The organism is Streptomyces sp. NPDC001858, from assembly GCF_053594615.1.
Genome location: NZ_JBSFEV010000002.1, coordinates 35,276 through 51,636, shown reverse-complemented (window position 1 = coordinate 51,636; position 16,361 = coordinate 35,276). Strand labels below are relative to the sequence as shown.

Sequence of the window (16,361 nt, the reverse complement as noted above, 5' to 3'; positions counted from 1 at the left end):
CTGACGGCGATGCAGATCCGGCTGACCGTCGTAGACCCGCAGGGTGCGCACCCCGACGCGCGCACCCGCGCCGCGGCTTGCGACGTGCTGGTCACGGCCCCCGCCGGCACCGCCCTGGCCGCGGTGGCCTCCGCGCTGGCCGCGGCCGTCTCCGGGGAGGGCGCCCCGTCGTCCTCGTCCGCCGCGGCGATCGTGCTCTACGCGGGCGTGGAGCGGCTCGACGCCCAGCGCTGCACCCTCGGCGAACCCCCGCTGATCGACGGCGCGGTGCTGTCCCTGGGCGCCCCGGCCGACCCCGAGCCGCACCCTGAGGTCGACGAGGCCCCGGCCCGGCTGCACGTGGTGGCCGGGCCCGACGCGGGCGGGGTCCATCTGCTGCACGGCGGCCAGGTCCGCGTGGGCCGCTCCGCCGACGCCGACGTGCCGCTCGACGACCCGGACGTCTCCCGGCTGCACTGCGCGGTGACGCTCACCCCCGAGGGCCGCGTCACGGTCGCCGACCTCGGCTCCACCAACGGCACCACGCTCGACGGCACGCGCGTGCAGACCCGCCCCGTCCGCCTCGCCCCCGGCGCCCTCCTGCGCGTCGGCGAGTCGGCCCTGCGGCTGGCCCCGCCCGGCGGCCCGGGCCCCCGGGTGCCGACGACCCCGGACGGCGAGGGCCATGTACGGGTGCCCTGCGGGGGGACGACGGCCCAGGACCCGGAGCCGGACTCCGACGCCGGCCCGGCCCCGGAGCAGGACACGGACCACGCGCGTGTGACGGGCGCCGAGCCGAACGGGCCGCACGGCCCCACCGGCCATGCCTACGGCACCGCCGACCGGAGCGGCGCGGCGCAGCCCCGGGGCGAGCGGTTGCGCGGATCCAGGGACCTCCCGCTGCCGCCTCCCGTGGTCCCCGGCCAGGGCACGGCACCGCGCATCGAGAGCACCCCCGGCACCGGTACGCGTACGAGCTCGGGCGCGGACTCCATGAGCACCCATGCCGGGAACGCGCGGGCCGGGAACACCCATGCCGGCCGCTCGGGCCTCGGCTCGTTCACCGCGCCGCACGACGAGGACGTCCGCGGCCCGCACACCTCACCTGCCGCGCAGGACGACGACTCCCCCTACGAGCCGGCCCCCTACGAGTCGTCCGCCCGCCGCAAAGGCACCCCCCTGCGCGGCACCGACGTACCCCCGGGCGTGCGCAAACGCGGCGGTCTGTCCGCGTGGGCGCGGCGGCTGGCCGGCGGACGCGGCGGCGCCGAGGACATGGTCGTCCCCGGGGCCCACGACGAAGAGGCCGTCGGCGCCGAGGCGCAGCCGCTCGTCTGCCCGCCCGCCGCACCCGAGACCTGGCCGGACCCGGCGGCGCTGCTGCTCACGGCGCTGGGCCCGGGCCCCCGGCTGTGGGAGCGCGCCCCCGGACACCCGGAGGCGCTCACCGTGCGGCTCGGCACGGCCGACCGGGCGGCGCCCGACGGCTCGGGCCTGCTGCCCGCCGTGCCGGTGACGGCGGGGCTGCGCGAGGTCGGCGCGCTCGGTCTGGCCGGGCCGCGCCCCCGGCTGGCCGGGCTGGCGCGCGCGGTGCTGGCCCAGCTCGCCGCGCTGCACTCCCCCGACGCCCTGGAAATCGTCCTGATCAGCGCGGACCGCGCGCGTTCCGAGGCGGAGCGGATCGCCGAGTGGTCCTGGCTGGGCTGGCTCCCCCATCTGCGCCCGGGACACGGCCAGGACTGCCGACTCCTCCTGGCCTACGACCGCGAGCAGGCCGCCGCGCGCGCGGACGAGCTCCTGCGCCGCCTGGAGGACCACCTGACCGACGGCGCGAGCGGCACGGGCGACACCACGACGGATCCGGTACGGATCCCGGCGCCCCGAGGCTCCGTCCACCGCCCCTCCTGGGCGATGGCGGAGGACTCCGCCGACGGCGGTTTCCCCGGCCCGTACACGGTGGTCGTCGTGGACGGCGACCCCGGCGGCGCCGATCTGCGCACCGCGGTGGCCCGGCTGGCGGTGGCCGGTCCGCGGGCCGGGATACATGTCGTCTGCCTGGCCGAGACGCCCGCCGCCGCCCCCGCCGCACCGGTGACGGAGACGTACGAGGCGGCCTGTGCGGCGGCGCCCGCGTTCCGCGCGTGCGGGGCGGTCGCGCTGCTCAGCGGGGACGTGGCGACGGCGCTGCGGCTGGTGCGGGTCGCGTCGGCCGGGGCGGAGCCCGAGCAGCGGCCCGGCCCGGTGGGACCGGGCACGCTGGGCGCGGTGGACGCCGTCTCGCTCGCCTGGGCGGAACGCTTCGCGCGGGCGCTCGCCCCCCTGCGGCCGGACGGCGCGGGCGGCGGGGAGCGGCACACGCGCGTGTCCGCACCGCTGCCCCAGTCGGCCCGCCTGCTGGACGAACTGGGTCTGGCCCGCGCCACCCCCGCCTCCCTGCTGGCCCGCTGGGCGGACGCGGCCGACGACGCCGAGGCGCTCGGCGGCCGGGCGTGGGCGGTGCTGGGCGCCGGTCCGCGGGGTCCGGTCGGGGTGGACCTCGTCGCCGAGGGACCCCATCTGCTGATCGAGGGCCCGCCCGGCAGCGGGCGTTCGGAGCTGCTGCGGGCGGTCGTCGCCTCGCTGGCCGCCGCCGAACGACCGGACCGGCTGAGCATCATCCTGCTGGACGGCCGCGACACCGTCGGCAAGGGCGGCGGCCACGGCGACGGTCACGGCGAGGGACTGCGGGTCTGTACGGACGTCCCGCATGTCGCCACCCATCTCACCGCCAACGACCCGGTCCGTATGCGGGAGTTCGCGCAGTCGCTGAGCGCCGAGCTGAAGCGGCGAGCCGAACTGCTGGGCCGCGCCGGCTTCGCGGAGTGGCACACGCACCGCGCGGTGTCGGGCCGTATGGTCCCGCAGCGGACGCCGAGCACCCCGCCCACGGCGGGAGCCGGCGCGGGCGCCGCCGACCTCGACGCCCCGCCCAGCACCACGCTGCGGCTGCGGCCGGGAGCGGCCGCGCGGCAGCGGACCGCGGCGGAGCCCCCGCTGCCCCGCCTGATCGTGGTGGTCGACGACCTGGACGCCCTGGTCTCCCCCGCCCTCGGCTCCCCCGGCCGGCCGGCCGCGGGCTCGGTCATGCGCGCGCTGGAGGCGGTGGCCCGCGAGGGCGAGCGGCTCGGCGTGCACCTGGTGGCGGCGGCCGGCCCGGGAGGCCGTACGGCCGAGTCGGAGCCGGCCCGGATGTCCACCGTTCGGATCAGCCTCGACCCACCGGGCTCCGGCACGGACGAACCGGCGCCGGGCCGTGGCCGCCTCCGGGGCGCGGACGGCCGTCTCACCCCCTTCCAGGGCGGCCGTGTCACCGGCCGCATCCCCCGCACGGCGACCCAGCGCCCCACGGTGACCCCCCTGGAATGGCACCGCATGGGCGACCCCCCGACCCGCCGCCCGGTACGAGAACTGGGCAACGGCCCCACCGACCTGGCCCTCCTGGCCAGCGCCCTGGACCGAGCCTCAACCTCCACCGAAAAACACAGCTCCAGCCAGTCCGGCGGCAACTGACAAGCCCCGTTCAGGGCACTCCAGCCCGCCCGACGGCCACCGACAAGCCCCATTCAGGGCACTCCAGCCCGCCCGACGGCCACCGACAAGCCCCGTTCAGGGCACTCCAGCCCGCCCGACGGCCACTGACAAGCCCCGTTCAGGGCACTCCAGCCCGTCCGGCGCTTGAGGACGAGGCCCCTTCAGGGCCGAAGCGGGGGCCTGGGGGCGCAGCCCCCAGTGACGCTCACACCAACGCCCCTCACCGATCACAACGCGATCACGATCCCCCTCCGGACAGCGCAGGCGCTCTTGCCGAGCCCAAGCACCCGGCGTAGACCAGTCCCACGGGACAGCGCTCGCACGTTCGACGAGGAACGAAGAACGGGGCAGTGATGCGTAGCACAAGCAACACCATCCGGACACGCAGGACCGTGAAAGCAGCCGCCGCACTCCTGGCGGGAGCCCTCACGCTCTCGCTCACCGCGTGCGGCGGCGACGACGACAAGAGCAGCGGCACCGGAAGCGGCACCGGGACCGAGGACTCCGGCAGCACCCTCACCCTCCCCAAGCTCGACGGCACCAGCCTGGAGGTCGCGGCCGTCTGGACCGGCCCCGAGCAGGCCAACTTCAAGAAGGTCCTGGCGGAGTTCGAGAAGCGCACCGGCGCGAAGGTCACCTTCGTGCCGGCGCAGGACCCGATCATCAACTTCCTCGGGTCGAAGATCGCGGGCGGTCAGCCCCCGGACGTCGCGATGCTTCCGCAGCCGGGCGCGATCAAGCAGGCGGTGGAGAAGAACTGGGCGAAGCCGCTCGGCGCCACCGCGCTCGCGGAACTGAAGAAGAACTACTCCCAGGGCTGGCAGGACATCGGCGCGGTCGACGGCAAGCAGTACGGCGTCTATTACAAGGCCGCCAACAAGTCGCTGGTCTGGTACAACGCGCAGGTCTTCGAGAACGCGGGCGCCACCGAGCCGAAGACCTGGGACGAGTTGCTGACGACCGCGCAGACCGTCTACGACTCCGGCGTCACCCCGTTCTCCATCCCGGGCGCCGACGGCTGGCCGCTGACCGACTGGTTCGAGAACGTGTATCTGTCCCAGGCGGGCCCGGAGAAGTACGACCAGCTGGCCAAGCACGAGATCAAGTGGACGGATCCGAGCGTCACGACCGCGCTCACCACCCTCGCCCAGATCTGGGGCAAGAAGGACTATGTGGCGGGCGGCGCGGACGGAGCCCTGCAGACGCAGTTCCCGAACTCGGTCACCCAGGTCTTCACCGGCGGCGACCAGCCCAAGGCCGCCATGGTCTACGAGGGCGACTTCGTGCAGGTCAACATCGGGCAGACGGACGCGAAGATCGGCACGGACGCCAAGGTGTTCCCGTTCCCGAAGGTCGGTGACACCGCGCCGGTGGTCTCCGGCGGCGACGCGGCCGTCGTCCTGAAGGACTCCGAGGGCGCGCAGGCGCTGGCCACCTTCCTGGCCTCGCCGGACGCGGCGGAGATCCAGGCCAAGCTGGGCGGCTATCTCTCGCCGAACAAGAACGTGGACTTCGCCGCGTACCCGAACGACGTCCAGCGCAAGATCGCCCAGTCGCTGATCGCGGCGGGCGACGACTTCCGCTTCGACATGTCCGACCAGGCCCCGCAGGCGTTCGGCGGCACCCCGGGCAAGGGCGAGTGGAAGGACCTCCAAGACTTCCTGAAGAACCCGACGGACGTGGCCGGCATCCAGCAGAAACTGGAGTCGGACGCGGCGACGGCGTACGGGAACTGATCCGGCGATGACGTCGCCAGCGGCGGCGGGGGCTCCCGGAGCCCCCGCCCCTCCCCGTTCGCGCAAGAGCGTGACCGGCACCCGAAGGACCGTGGCGGCGCTGTTCCTGCTGCCCGCCCTGGTGCTGCTCGGCGCGCTCGTGGTCTACCCGATCGGGTACTCGGTCGTGCGCAGCTTCTACGACCAGTCCGGCGACGGTTTCGCCGGCGTCGACAACTACCAGGCCCTCTTCACCGACGACAGCATCCGCACCGCGCTGAAGAACAACGTGATCTGGGTGGTGTTCGCGCCGACGATCGCGACCGCGCTCGGGCTGATCTTCGCGGTGCTGACCGAACGGGTGCGCTGGGGCACCGCGTTCAAGCTGGTCGTCTTCATGCCGATGGCGATCTCGATGCTCGCCGCCGGCATCATCTTCCGGCTGGTCTACGACCAGGACCCGGACAAGGGCGTCGCGAACGCGGTGTGGGTGGGCGTGCACGACACGTTCGCCGAGTCGTCCGCGTTCCCGAAGGCGCACCCGGGCCGTGACTCGCCGCTGGAGCCCGATCCGGACGACCGGGGCGGCTTCGTCACCAAGTTCCCCGTGCAACTGGGCGACAGCGTCCCCCTCCCGCTGGTCGGCGTCGCCCCCGACCAGCTGCCCGACGGCGCGAAGCGGGCCGTGAAGGCGCAGCCCGAGCTCGGGAAGGTCACCGGCAGCGCCTGGCAGGACTTCACCCGCGGCAAGGGCGTCGGCCTCCTCGGCTCCCCCGACGTGAGCGAACTCGGGTACGCGGGGATGCGGATCGAGGCGGTCAAGGACGGCAAGGTCGTCGCGTCGACGAAGGCCGCCGCCGACGGCACCTTCAGCCTGCCCGAGCAGGCCGACGGCGCCCACCTGCGGCTGCCCGCGAGCAACTTCAAGGAGGCGTACAACGGGCTGGACTGGCTGGGCCCGTCGCTGGTCACGCCGGCGATCATCGGCTCGTACATCTGGATGTGGGCGGGCTTCGCGATGGTGCTGATCGCGGCCGGTCTCGCCGGGGTGCCCAGAGAGCTCCTCGAAGCGGCGCGCGTCGACGGCGCCAACGAGTGGCAGGTGTTGCGCAGGGTCACCGTGCCGCTGCTCGCGCCGGTCCTCGCGGTCGTCGCCGTCACCCTGATGATCAACGTGCTGAAGGTCTTCGACCTGGTCTTCATCATCGCCCCGGGGTCCTCGCAGGACGACGCGAACGTGCTGGCCCTGGAGCTGTACCGCAAGGGCTTCTCCGAGGACCAGCCGGGCATCGCCAGCGCGATCGCGGTGTTCCTGCTGCTCCTGGTGATCCCGGTGATGTGGTTCAACGTACGTCGGCTGAGGCGGGAGGTCAGGCGATGAGCGCGTCGGGCACGGCGGTGACGAAGCGGCTCGCCTGGGTCATGGAGAAGCTCAACGGCGGTCTGGTGCGCGCATTCCTCATCGTCGTCGCGCTGTTCTGGCTGGTGCCGACCATCGGTCTGCTGGTGTCCTCGCTGCGCTCCCCGGAGGACATGAGCGCGAGCGGCTGGTGGGAGGTGTTCAGCAAGCCCTCCCAGCTCACCTTCGACAGCTACCAAAAGCTGCTGGAGAACGGCGACATCACCGACTCCCTCGTCAACACCGTGCTGATCACGGTGCCGGCGACGGTGCTGGTCGTCGTCATCGGCTCGCTCGCGGGCTACGCGTTCGCGTGGATGGAGTTCCCGGGCCGGGACTGGTGGTTCCTGGGCGTGGTGGGGCTGTTGGTCGTGCCCGTGCAGGTGGCGCTGATCCCGATCGCCGAACTGTTCGGCAAGATCGGCCTGTTCGGGAACATCCTGGGCGTGATCGTGTTCCACGTCGGGTTCGGGCTGCCCTTCGCGGTGTTCCTGCTGCGGAACTTCTTCGCGGAGATCCCGCGCGAACTGCTGGAGGCGGCCCGGCTCGACGGGGCCGGTGAACTGCGGTTGTTCGCCCGGGTCGTGCTGCCGCTGGGCGGCCCGGCGATCGCGTCCCTGGGCATCTTCCAGTTCCTGTGGGTGTGGAACGACATGCTGGTCGCGCTGGTGTTCACCAACGCCGACAGCCAGCCGATCACGGTCGCCCTGCAGACCCAGGTCCGGCAGTTCGGCAACAACATCGACGTGCTCGCGCCCGGCGCGTTCATCTCGATGGTGATCCCGCTGGCCGTGTTCTTCGCGTTCCAGCGGCAGTTCGTGACCGGGGTGATGGCGGGCGCCGTCAAATAGCCCTGGATCCTTGAGAAGAGGGGTGGGCCGGGTCATCGGCCCGCCCCTTCACGTTCACCCGAAATCCCCCGTATGCCTCGAAAACCGTAACCGATTCACTCCATCGGCCGTTCCCGGGCAAGGCCCTGTCCACCGTCTCTACCGCCCGCGCCGACCCATGGATGTCCCGTGCCCAGGTTCAGTGTCATCGTCCCCGCGTACAAGGTTCAGGCCTATCTGCACGAGTGCCTCGAATCGGTGCTGTCCCAGTCGTACGCCGATCTCGAGCTGATCGCCGTCGACGACCGTTCGCCGGACTCCTGCGGCGAGATCATCGACGAGTTCGCGGCCCGGGACGCGCGGGTGCGCGCCGTGCATCTGCCGGAGAACGTCGGCCTGGGGCCGGCCCGCAACGCGGGGATGGAGGCGGCGACCGGCGACTACCTGCTGTTCCTCGACTCCGACGACACGCTCACCCCGGACGCGCTGCGCACGATCGCCGACCGGCTGCGGGAGACGGGCGAGCCGGACGTCCTGGTCTACGACTACGCGCGCACGTACTGGACGGGCCGCACCGTGCCCAACAAGTTCGCGGCGCAGCTCAGCGAGGACGGCCCGGCGCCGTTCCGGCTCAAGGACCGTCCGGGGCTGCTCAGGGTGCTGATGGTGGCCTGGAACAAGGCCTACCGGCGGGAGTTCGTCGAGCGCGAGGGCCTGCGCTTCCCGCCCGGCTACTACGAGGACACGCCGTGGACGTACCCGGCGCTGATGGCGGCCGAGACCCTCGCCACGCTGGACCGGGTCTGCGTGCACTACCGCCAGCGCCGCCGGGGCAACATCCTGTCCACCACCAGCCGCGGCCACTTCGACGTCTTCGAGCAGTACGACCGGGTCTTCGCGTTCGTCGAGCGGCGGCCCGAACTCGCCGAATGGCGGCCGGTGCTGTTCCGCCGCATGGTCGACCATCTGTCGACGGTGTTCACCAAGCGCGACCGGCTGCCGCGCGGTACGCGCGCCGAGTTCCTGCGCCTGGCCCGCGCCCACTACCGCCGCTACCGCACCCCGGGCGCCTCGGTCTCGCTGCGCTGCCAGCTGCGCCACACCCTGGTCCACTTCGGCGTGCACCGCACCTACCGGACGCTGCAGGGGGTCATCACCCTGCTCCGGCGCGGGCACAAGACGGCCTCGAAGCTCACCCGGGCCCTGCGGGCGGGCTTCCTCCAGGCCCACTACCGGATCCAGCTGCGGCTGCCGCTGCGCGCCGACCGGGCCGTGTTCGCCGCCTACTGGGGCCGCGGCCACGCCTGCAACCCGGGCGCGTTGGAGGCCGCGTTCCGCACCTTCGCGCCGCAGGTGCGCACGGCGTGGATCGCCCGCCCCGAGCACCAGCCCGCCATCCCGCCGGGACCGCGCCGGGTGCGCCCCGGCACGGCCGCCTACTGGACGGCGCTGGCCCGCTCCAAGTACCTGGTGAACAACGTCAACTTCGACCGGCGGCTGGTCAAGCGCCCCGGTCAGATCTTCGTGCAGACCCAGCACGGCACCCCCCTCAAGCACATGGGCCTCGACCTCCAGGAACGCCCGGCAGCCGCCCGCGACATGGACTTCGCCCGGCTGCTGGGCGGCGTCGACAAATGGGACTACGTGCTGTCCGCGAACCGCCACACCACGCTCACCTGGGAGCGCGTCTACCCGGGCCGCTACGAGACCCTCGAGTACGGCTATCCCCGCAACGACGTGTTCCAGCAGGCGACTTCGGCGGACGTGACCCGGCTGCGCGAGTCGCTCGGCATCCCCCGCGACACGATCGCCGTCCTCTACGCGCCCACCCACCGCGACTACCGCCGCGTCCAGCGCTCCCACCTCGACCTGGAGCGGCTGCTGCGCCGGCTGGGCCCGCGGTTCGTGATCCTGGCCCGCGCCCACTACTGGCAGGAGGCCCCGCCCCTCCGGGAGGTGCCGGGGGTCATCGACGTCAGCGACCACCCGAGCGTGGAGTCCCTGTGCCTGGCCTCGGACGCGCTGGTCACCGACTACTCGTCCCTGATGTTCGACTACGCCAACCTGGACCGGCCGATCGTGATCCACGCCGACGACTGGGAGGCGTACGAGGCGGCCCGCGGCACCTACTTCGACCTGCGGGCCTTCCCGCCCGGCGCGGTCGCGCGCAGCGAGGACGAGCTGATCGACATCTTCGCGACCGGCCACTGGCGCGGCTCCCGCTCGGCCCAGCTGCGCGCCGCGTTCCGCGAGCGGTTCTGCCCCCACGACGACGGCCGCGCCGCCGAGCGGGTCGTCCGGCGGGTGGTGCTGGGCGAGACGGAGCTGCCGGCGATCGTGCCGCTCGCCGAGCGCCGCCCGGTGCCCTCGGCGGCGCAGACGGCGGCCGCGACGCAGCCGGGGCGCGCCCCGAGCGTCGTCGGGCCGCGGCCCTCCACCGAATCCCAGCCGGTCGCCGACACCACCCTCTGAAAGAGAAAGAGCAGCATGCCCCGCTTCAGCATCATCGTCCCGTCGGCGCCCCGGCGGGGCACGCTGGACTCCGTCCTCGCCCAGTCCTTCGGCGACTTCGAGCTGATCCCGGTCGGCGACGCCCCCGCTGCGGACGCCGTGCGGGACTCCCGGGTGGTCCCGGTGCGCTCGTCGCCGTCGTCGGGCCCCGCCGGGGCGCGCAACGCCGGGCTGCGGGCGGCGACCGGTGCGTATCTGCTGTTCCTCGACGGCGACGACTCGCTGGCCCCGGGCGCGCTCGCGACGCTGGACGCCCGGCTCGCCGAGACCGGCGACGTGGACGTCCTGTACGCCGAGCACGAGCGCGTCCCGTGGTGGGACGGCGCGCCGGCCAACCCCGCGGCGGCGCTGCTGGCGACGACCCCGCCGGACGCCTTCTCCCCCGCCGAGGCCCCGCAGCTGACCGGGGTGCGGCTGCCCGCGTGGGGCACGCTCTACCGGCGGTCCTTCCTCGCCGAGCACCGGCTCGCCTTCCCCGACGGGCACTTCACGGACGTCGGCTTCGGCGGCCTTGCCACCGTGCACGCCGAACGGGTCGCGGTGCTGCGCTCGGTCGTCGTCCGGCATCTGCTGCGGCGGCAGGGCGACCCGCAGAACGGGCCGGGCGCGCACCACACGGAGCTTCTGGACCGCACCGAGCTGGTGCTGGACCGGGCGGCCGAGCTCGGGCTGTCCGAGGACCGGTCGGGGCCGCTGTTCGAGCAGCTCTTCGCGGCCGTCCTGAAGACCGCCGCGCATCCCACCCGGCTGCCGCGGCTGCGCCGCCGGGCCTTCTTCCGGCGCGCGGGCCGGCTGTACCGGCGGCATCGCCCGGCCGGTTTCCGCAGGCCGGGCGGGAGTCTGGGGGTGCAGCACCGGCTGCTGGCGGCCGGCGCGTACACGGCGTTCCACGCGCTGCACAGCGCCCGCCGGAAGGCGTCGGCGGCCGGTAGGCGCGTCCCGCGCGCCAAGGGGGCGCGCACCCGCCTGTACTACCGCCGTCAGCTGCGCCGCCCGATCGATCCCGACCTGGCGGTGTACTGCGCCTACTGGGGCCGCGGTTATGCGTGCAACCCGGCCGCGATCCATGCCAAGGCGGCCGAACTCGCCCCGCACCTGCGCTCGGTGTTCCTCGTGGCGGCCGACCAGGTGCACGCGCTGCCCGACGGCGTCGACCACGCCGTCATCGGCAGCCGCCGCTACTGGGAGGTCCTGGCCCGCGCCAAGTACCTGGTCAACAACGCCAACTTCGAGGGGGCCGTCGTCAAACGCCCCGGCAGCGTGCATCTGTCCACGCAGCACGGCACCCCGCTGAAGAGGATGGGCGTCGAGCAGGCCGCGTACCCGGTGGTCGCCGCCGCCACCGGAAGCTTCGACCGGCTGCTCGGCCGGGTCGACCGCTGGGACTACAACCTCAGCTCGAACCGGCTGTCCACCGAGGTGTGGGAGCGGTCCTTCCCGGCCCACTACGAGATGCTCGAATACGGGTATCCGCGCAACGACGTCTACTACACGGCGACCGCGGACGACGTCCGTCGCGTCCGCGAGCGGCTCGGCGTCCCCGAGGGCCGCACCGCGCTGCTGTACGCGCCGACGCACCGCGACCACCACAGCGGGTTCGACGCCCGGCTCGACGTGGAGGCACTGTGCGAGGCCCTCGGCGACGACTTCGTGCTCCTGCTGCGCGCCCACTACTTCTACGACGACGAGCGCGACCGGCCGCGCGACGAGCGGATCATCGACGTCACCGGACACCGCTCGTCCGAGGACGTGTGTCTGGCCGCGGACGCCCTCATCACCGACTACTCGTCGATCGTCTTCGACTACGCCAACCTCGACCGGCCCATCGTCGTGTACGCCGACGACTGGGACGTCTACCGCGAGACGCGCGGAGTGACCTTCGACTTCCTGGGCGCGCCGCCCGGCCCGGTCGCCCGTACCCCCGACGAGCTGGCCGCCGTCTTCCGCTCCGGCCGCTGGGCGGACGCGGAGGCGGCCGAGCTGCGCGCCCGGTTCCGGGCCCGGTTCTGCGAGTTCGACGACGGGCGCGCCGCCGAGCGCGTCGTACGCCGGGTGCTGCTCGGGGAGCCGGCCGAGCGGATCGAGCCCGCCGTGCCGCTCGCCCGCCGCACACCCGCACCCGCCGCCGTGCCGACCGCCGCCGCCGCTACGAGGAGCTGACCTTCGTGCCCCGCTTCAGCGTCATCGTCCCCGTCTTCAAGGTGCAGGGCTTCCTGCGCGAATGCCTCGACTCCGTCCTCGACCAGTCGTTCGACGACGTCGAGGTGATCGCCGTCGACGACTGCTCGCCCGACGGCTGCGGGGCGATCCTCGACGAGTACGCGGCCCGCGACCCGCGCGTGAAGGCCGTCCATCTGCCCGAGAACGTGGGCCTGGGACGCGCCCGCAACGCCGGTCTGCCGCACGCCACCGGGGACTACGTCCTGTTCCTCGACAGCGACGACCGGTACACGCCCGGGCTGCTGCGGGCGGTCGCCGACCGGCTGGAGGCGACCCGCGATCCCGACATCCTGGTCTTCGACCACGTCCGCACCCACTGGTGGGGCCGCGCGGGCCGCAGCGACGCCGCCGACCTCCTCGAACAGGCCGGCGCCGACACGTTCGCGCTGCGCGAGCGCCCCGAGTTCCTGCACCTGTTCCTGGTCGCCTGGAACAAGGCGTACCGCCGGGACTTCTTCCTCGACCACGGCTTCGCATACCGGCCGGGGCTGTACGAGGACGCGCCCGTCACCTACCAGACGATGGTCACGGCGGAGCGGATCGCCTGTCTGGACCGGGTGGGCGTCGAGTACCGGCAGCGGCGGCAGGGGGCGATCACCCGCACCCCCGGCCGCAAGCACTTCGACATCTTCGAGCAGTACGAGGGGCTCTTCGCCTTCCTCGCCGAGCGGCCCGGCCTGGACTGGGCCCGGCCGCTGCTGTTCGAACGGGCGCTGGACCACATGCTGTTCGCCGTGGCCCGCCCGGAACGCGTCCTGCGCGGCGACCGCAGGGAGTTCCACCGGCGGATCCGGGCCTTCTACCGCAGGCACGTTCCGCCGGGGTTCGTCGCGCCCCGGGAGTCCCGCCGCACCGAGATCCGGCTGCTGGCCGCCGCCCCCTACGGCGCCCACCTCGCCCTCGGCGTGCTGCGCCGCGGCCGCCGGGCGGCCGGGCGCAGGGCGCAGCGGCTGCGCGACCTGGTCGTGCGGCGCCTCAAGCGGTCCTGGTACCGGCTGCAGCTGCGGCGGCCCCTCGATCCGGATCTCGCCGTGTACTCCGCCGGGCACAGCCGCACCGTGAACGGCGACCCCCATGCGATCGGCCTGCGGGCCGCCGAACTGGCGCCGCAGGTGCGGGGCGTGTGGGTGGTGCGGCCCGAGGCGGCGGGGCTGGTGCCGCCGGGCACGGAGTATGTGACGACGGGCTCCTGGCGCTACTACCGGGTGATGGCGCGGGCCAAGCACTGGGTCAACGACTGCAACTGGGCCGGTGACCTGGTGAAACGCCCGGGTTCGGTGCATGTCCAGACGCACCGGGGCACGCCGCTCAAGTACATGGCGCTGGACCTGCGCAGCCGTCCGGGGGCCCGGCACGGCACCGACCTCCGGGGCATGCTGCGGCGCAGCGACCGCTGGGACGTCAGCCTGGTGGCCAACCGGCACTCGGAGGAGGTCTGGCAGCAGGCCTACCCCTGCCACTTCACGTCGCTGCGCAGCGGGAGCCCCCGCAACGACGTCCTGGTGGGGGGCGGGGCCGGGCGCGGCGACGCGCTGCGCGAGCGGCTGGGCGTGGAGCCGTCCGAGACGGCGGTGCTGTACGCACCGACGCCGCGCGACTACCGCAAGGGCCGCCATGTGTGGCGGGTCGACCTGGAGGCGCTGGCCGGTTCGCTGGGCCCCGGGTTCCGGCTGCTGGTCCGGCTGCACCCGAGTCTGGCCCGCCATCACGAACGGGCGCTGGTGCTGCGTGATCTGCACCGGTGCGGTGCGCTGACCGACGTCACGGACGAGCCGCACGTCGAGGACGTCCTGCTGGCCTGCGACGCGCTGGTCACCGACTATTCGGCGCTGATGTTCGACTACGCCAACCTGGACCGGCCGATCGTCGTGCACGCCGATGACTGGGCCGCCTACCGGGCGAGCCGGGGTGCGTACTTCGACATCACCGCCGAGCCGCCGGGGCATGTGACGCGCTCCGACGCGGAACTGGCGCAGGTGTTCCGCTCCGGCGCGTGGCAGGACGCCGAGTCGGCCCGGCTGCGGGCGGCGTTCCGGGAGCGTTTCTGCGCGTACGACGACGGACGGGCCGCGGAGCGCGTGGTGCGCCGGATCCTGCTGGGCGAAGCGGAACCGTGCGCGCAGGACGCGCCGGGCGGTGCGGGCGGTGTCGTCCGCATCCCCGCGCCCGTCGACCGCTCGGCGCGGCTGCCCGAGCTCCGCTGACCCGTGCGGCCTAGCTTTCGGGAGCGCGGCGCCGTGACAGGGAAAGCGTGACGAATGCGCCCCTGTCCCCGCACCGTCCGCACCTCCCGCACCGCCCGCGCCTGCTGGCAGGCGACGCCGTACCGGTTCTGCGGAACTCTGGTCTGGCTGGCGATGTCGTTCGTGTACTGGATCGACCCGGCGGGCCGCGCCGCGGTGGCCGGCCCGGTCGGCCTGCTGGTGCTGCTGACCGGGATCGGCCGCTTCACGCGTGTGCTGACGGACCGCCGGTGGGCGCCGGTCCTGGGCTGTCTGTGCGCGGTGGCGCTGCTCTGGGCCGGCGACCTGGGCGAGCGGCCGGCGTTCGCCGTCGGGCTGACCTTCTGGGCGTGGGCGGCGACGGGCACGCGCGCGGGGGCGGTGCGCCGCCCGGTCCGCCATGTCGGGCCGACCGGCCTCGAAAGCCGCTGGGGGTATGCGTGGCTCGGCGCGCTGTACGCGCTGATCCTGCTGGTGGACCGCGTCACGTTCGGTGTGGCGGCGGTCGGGGCGGCGGCCTTCGTCGCCGGGTGGGAACGCGACCGGCGGGCCGCGGTGCTGGGCCGGTGGGCGCTCACCGCGGCGGTGCCGCTGGCGGTCCTGTATCTGCGTCCGCAGCTGGCCGGGCGTGCCCTAAGCCTGACCGGCTACTTCTGGCTGGCGCTGCTCGGGGTGCCCGCGCTGTGGCTGCGGGCCCGGCGGACGAGACGGGCGGCGGCCCGGCCGGTTCCGGCCGAGCCGCACCACTCATCGAACTCCGCCTGCTGACGGCTGTTCCATGGCGACTGTGCGATGAGGACTACTCGATGACGAGGTCGACCTCGATGTTGCCGCGGGTGGCGTTGGAGTAGGGGCAGACCTGGTGGGCCTGCTCGACGAGCTTGCGGCCGGTCTCCGCGTCCACCGAGTCGGGCAGCTCCACGCGCAGGGTCACCTTGAGGGCGAAGCCCTCGCCCTGCTTGCCGATGCCGACCTCGGCGGTCACCGCGGCGTCGCTGACGTCGACCTTCGCGGCGCGGCCGACGAGGCCGAGGGCGCTGCCGAAACAGGCGGAGTAGCCGGCGGCGAACAGCTGCTCGGGGTTGGTGCCCTCCCCGTTGCCGCCCATCTCCACCGGGAGGCTCAGCGCGAGGTCGATCTTGCCGTCGGAGGAGACGGCGCGTCCCTCGCGGCCGTGGGTGGCGGTGGCGACAGCGGTGTAGAGCGCGTCCATGGAAAACCATCCCTCTCAGGTCGTTCCGGCGGCCCGTCCGGCCGCCTCACGGGGATAATTAGAGCACACAATTCAATTGCGCACAATCAAATGGCGCGTAAGGGCTACCCTGGAGACATGACCGCCCCGCTGCCCTCCGTCGGCCAGGAGAACGCCACCGAGAACTGGCTCCGCCTGGACCGCCAGATCTGCTTCTCCCTGCACGCCGCGTCGCGCGCCTTCAACGGCGTGTACCGCGTGATCCTCAAGGACCTCGGGCTCACCTATCCGCAGTACCTGGTGATGCTGGTCCTGTGGGAGGAGGGCCCGCTGCCCGTCAAGAGCCTGGGCGAACACCTGCGCCTGGACTCCGGCACGCTCTCGCCGCTGCTCAAGCGCCTGGAGGCGGCCGGCCTGGTCCGACGCGAACGCAGCGCCCGCGACGAGCGCTCGGTGGAGGTACGGCTGACCGAGGAGGGCGCGGCGATGCGCGACCGGGCCCTGGAGGTGCCGCGCCGGATCATGGGCGCCACCGGCTTCGAACTCGGCGAGATCGGCGCGCTGCGCGAGCGCCTGGACCAGCTCACCGCGGCACTGGACGCGGCGGTGACGCAGGAGACGCCGGAGAGCCGGTAGCGGGCGGCCCCCTCACCTGAGGCACCAAAAGACGTCAACGACCATCAACCCACCCCATGGCGTGCAATGGGGTGCTAAGACATGCCA

At 73.5% G+C, this 16,361-nt stretch carries 10 protein-coding genes; 9 read left to right on the top strand and 1 reads right to left on the bottom strand.

The features are described from left to right. The first annotated feature begins 9 nt into the window (after positions 1 to 9). From ACWCPF_RS02755 to ACWCPF_RS02720, 8 genes are all read left to right on the top strand, one after another. Positions 10 to 3,528, top strand: coding sequence for an FHA domain-containing protein (locus tag ACWCPF_RS02755; RefSeq protein WP_451043472.1), 3,519 nt, complete (start codon positions 10 to 12; stop codon positions 3,526 to 3,528). A 374-nt stretch (positions 3,529 to 3,902) separates the two neighbouring features. Continuing rightward, the gene (locus tag ACWCPF_RS02750) at positions 3,903 to 5,285 is read left to right on the top strand and encodes an ABC transporter substrate-binding protein (RefSeq protein ID WP_451043158.1); all 1,383 of its coding nucleotides are present in this window, start codon (positions 3,903 to 3,905) and stop codon (positions 5,283 to 5,285) included. A gap of 7 nt (positions 5,286 to 5,292) precedes the next feature. After that, positions 5,293 to 6,645: a carbohydrate ABC transporter permease gene (locus ACWCPF_RS02745; RefSeq protein ID WP_451043157.1), complete on the top strand. Its 1,353-nt coding sequence runs from the start codon at positions 5,293 to 5,295 to the stop codon at positions 6,643 to 6,645. Beyond that, complete coding sequence (locus ACWCPF_RS02740; RefSeq protein ID WP_451043156.1) at positions 6,642 to 7,514, top strand: carbohydrate ABC transporter permease; 873 nt, start codon at positions 6,642 to 6,644, stop codon at positions 7,512 to 7,514. The genes ACWCPF_RS02745 and ACWCPF_RS02740 overlap by 4 nt, the downstream gene beginning before the upstream one ends. A 168-nt stretch (positions 7,515 to 7,682) precedes the next feature. Continuing rightward, complete coding sequence (locus ACWCPF_RS02735) at positions 7,683 to 9,965, top strand: bifunctional glycosyltransferase/CDP-glycerol:glycerophosphate glycerophosphotransferase (RefSeq protein WP_451043155.1); 2,283 nt, start codon at positions 7,683 to 7,685, stop codon at positions 9,963 to 9,965. A 15-nt stretch (positions 9,966 to 9,980) separates the two neighbouring features. Further along, positions 9,981 to 12,164, top strand: a complete 2,184-nt coding sequence (locus ACWCPF_RS02730) for a bifunctional glycosyltransferase/CDP-glycerol:glycerophosphate glycerophosphotransferase (protein ID WP_451043154.1) — start codon at positions 9,981 to 9,983, stop codon at positions 12,162 to 12,164. A 5-nt stretch (positions 12,165 to 12,169) separates the two neighbouring features. Next, positions 12,170 to 14,428 carry a bifunctional glycosyltransferase/CDP-glycerol:glycerophosphate glycerophosphotransferase gene (locus ACWCPF_RS02725; RefSeq protein WP_451043153.1) on the top strand — a complete coding sequence of 753 codons (2,259 nt, stop codon included), beginning with the start codon at positions 12,170 to 12,172 and terminating at the stop codon, positions 14,426 to 14,428. 54 nt (positions 14,429 to 14,482) lie between these two features. Next, a complete protein-coding gene (locus ACWCPF_RS02720; RefSeq protein WP_451043152.1) occupies positions 14,483 to 15,214 on the top strand; it encodes a hypothetical protein in 732 nt (243 codons plus the stop codon). Between the two features lie 31 nt (positions 15,215 to 15,245). Here ACWCPF_RS02720 and ACWCPF_RS02715 read toward each other — a convergent pair whose 3' ends face one another. After that, the gene (locus tag ACWCPF_RS02715; RefSeq protein WP_451043151.1) at positions 15,246 to 15,659 is read right to left on the bottom strand and encodes an organic hydroperoxide resistance protein; all 414 of its coding nucleotides are present in this window, start codon (positions 15,657 to 15,659) and stop codon (positions 15,246 to 15,248) included. Between the two features lie 117 nt (positions 15,660 to 15,776). Between ACWCPF_RS02715 and ACWCPF_RS02710 the strand changes: the two genes are divergently transcribed. Beyond that, positions 15,777 to 16,274 (top strand): MarR family winged helix-turn-helix transcriptional regulator, encoded by a 498-nt coding sequence (locus ACWCPF_RS02710; RefSeq protein WP_451043150.1) that lies wholly within the window; start codon positions 15,777 to 15,779, stop codon positions 16,272 to 16,274. The last annotated feature ends 87 nt before the right edge of the window (positions 16,275 to 16,361 follow it).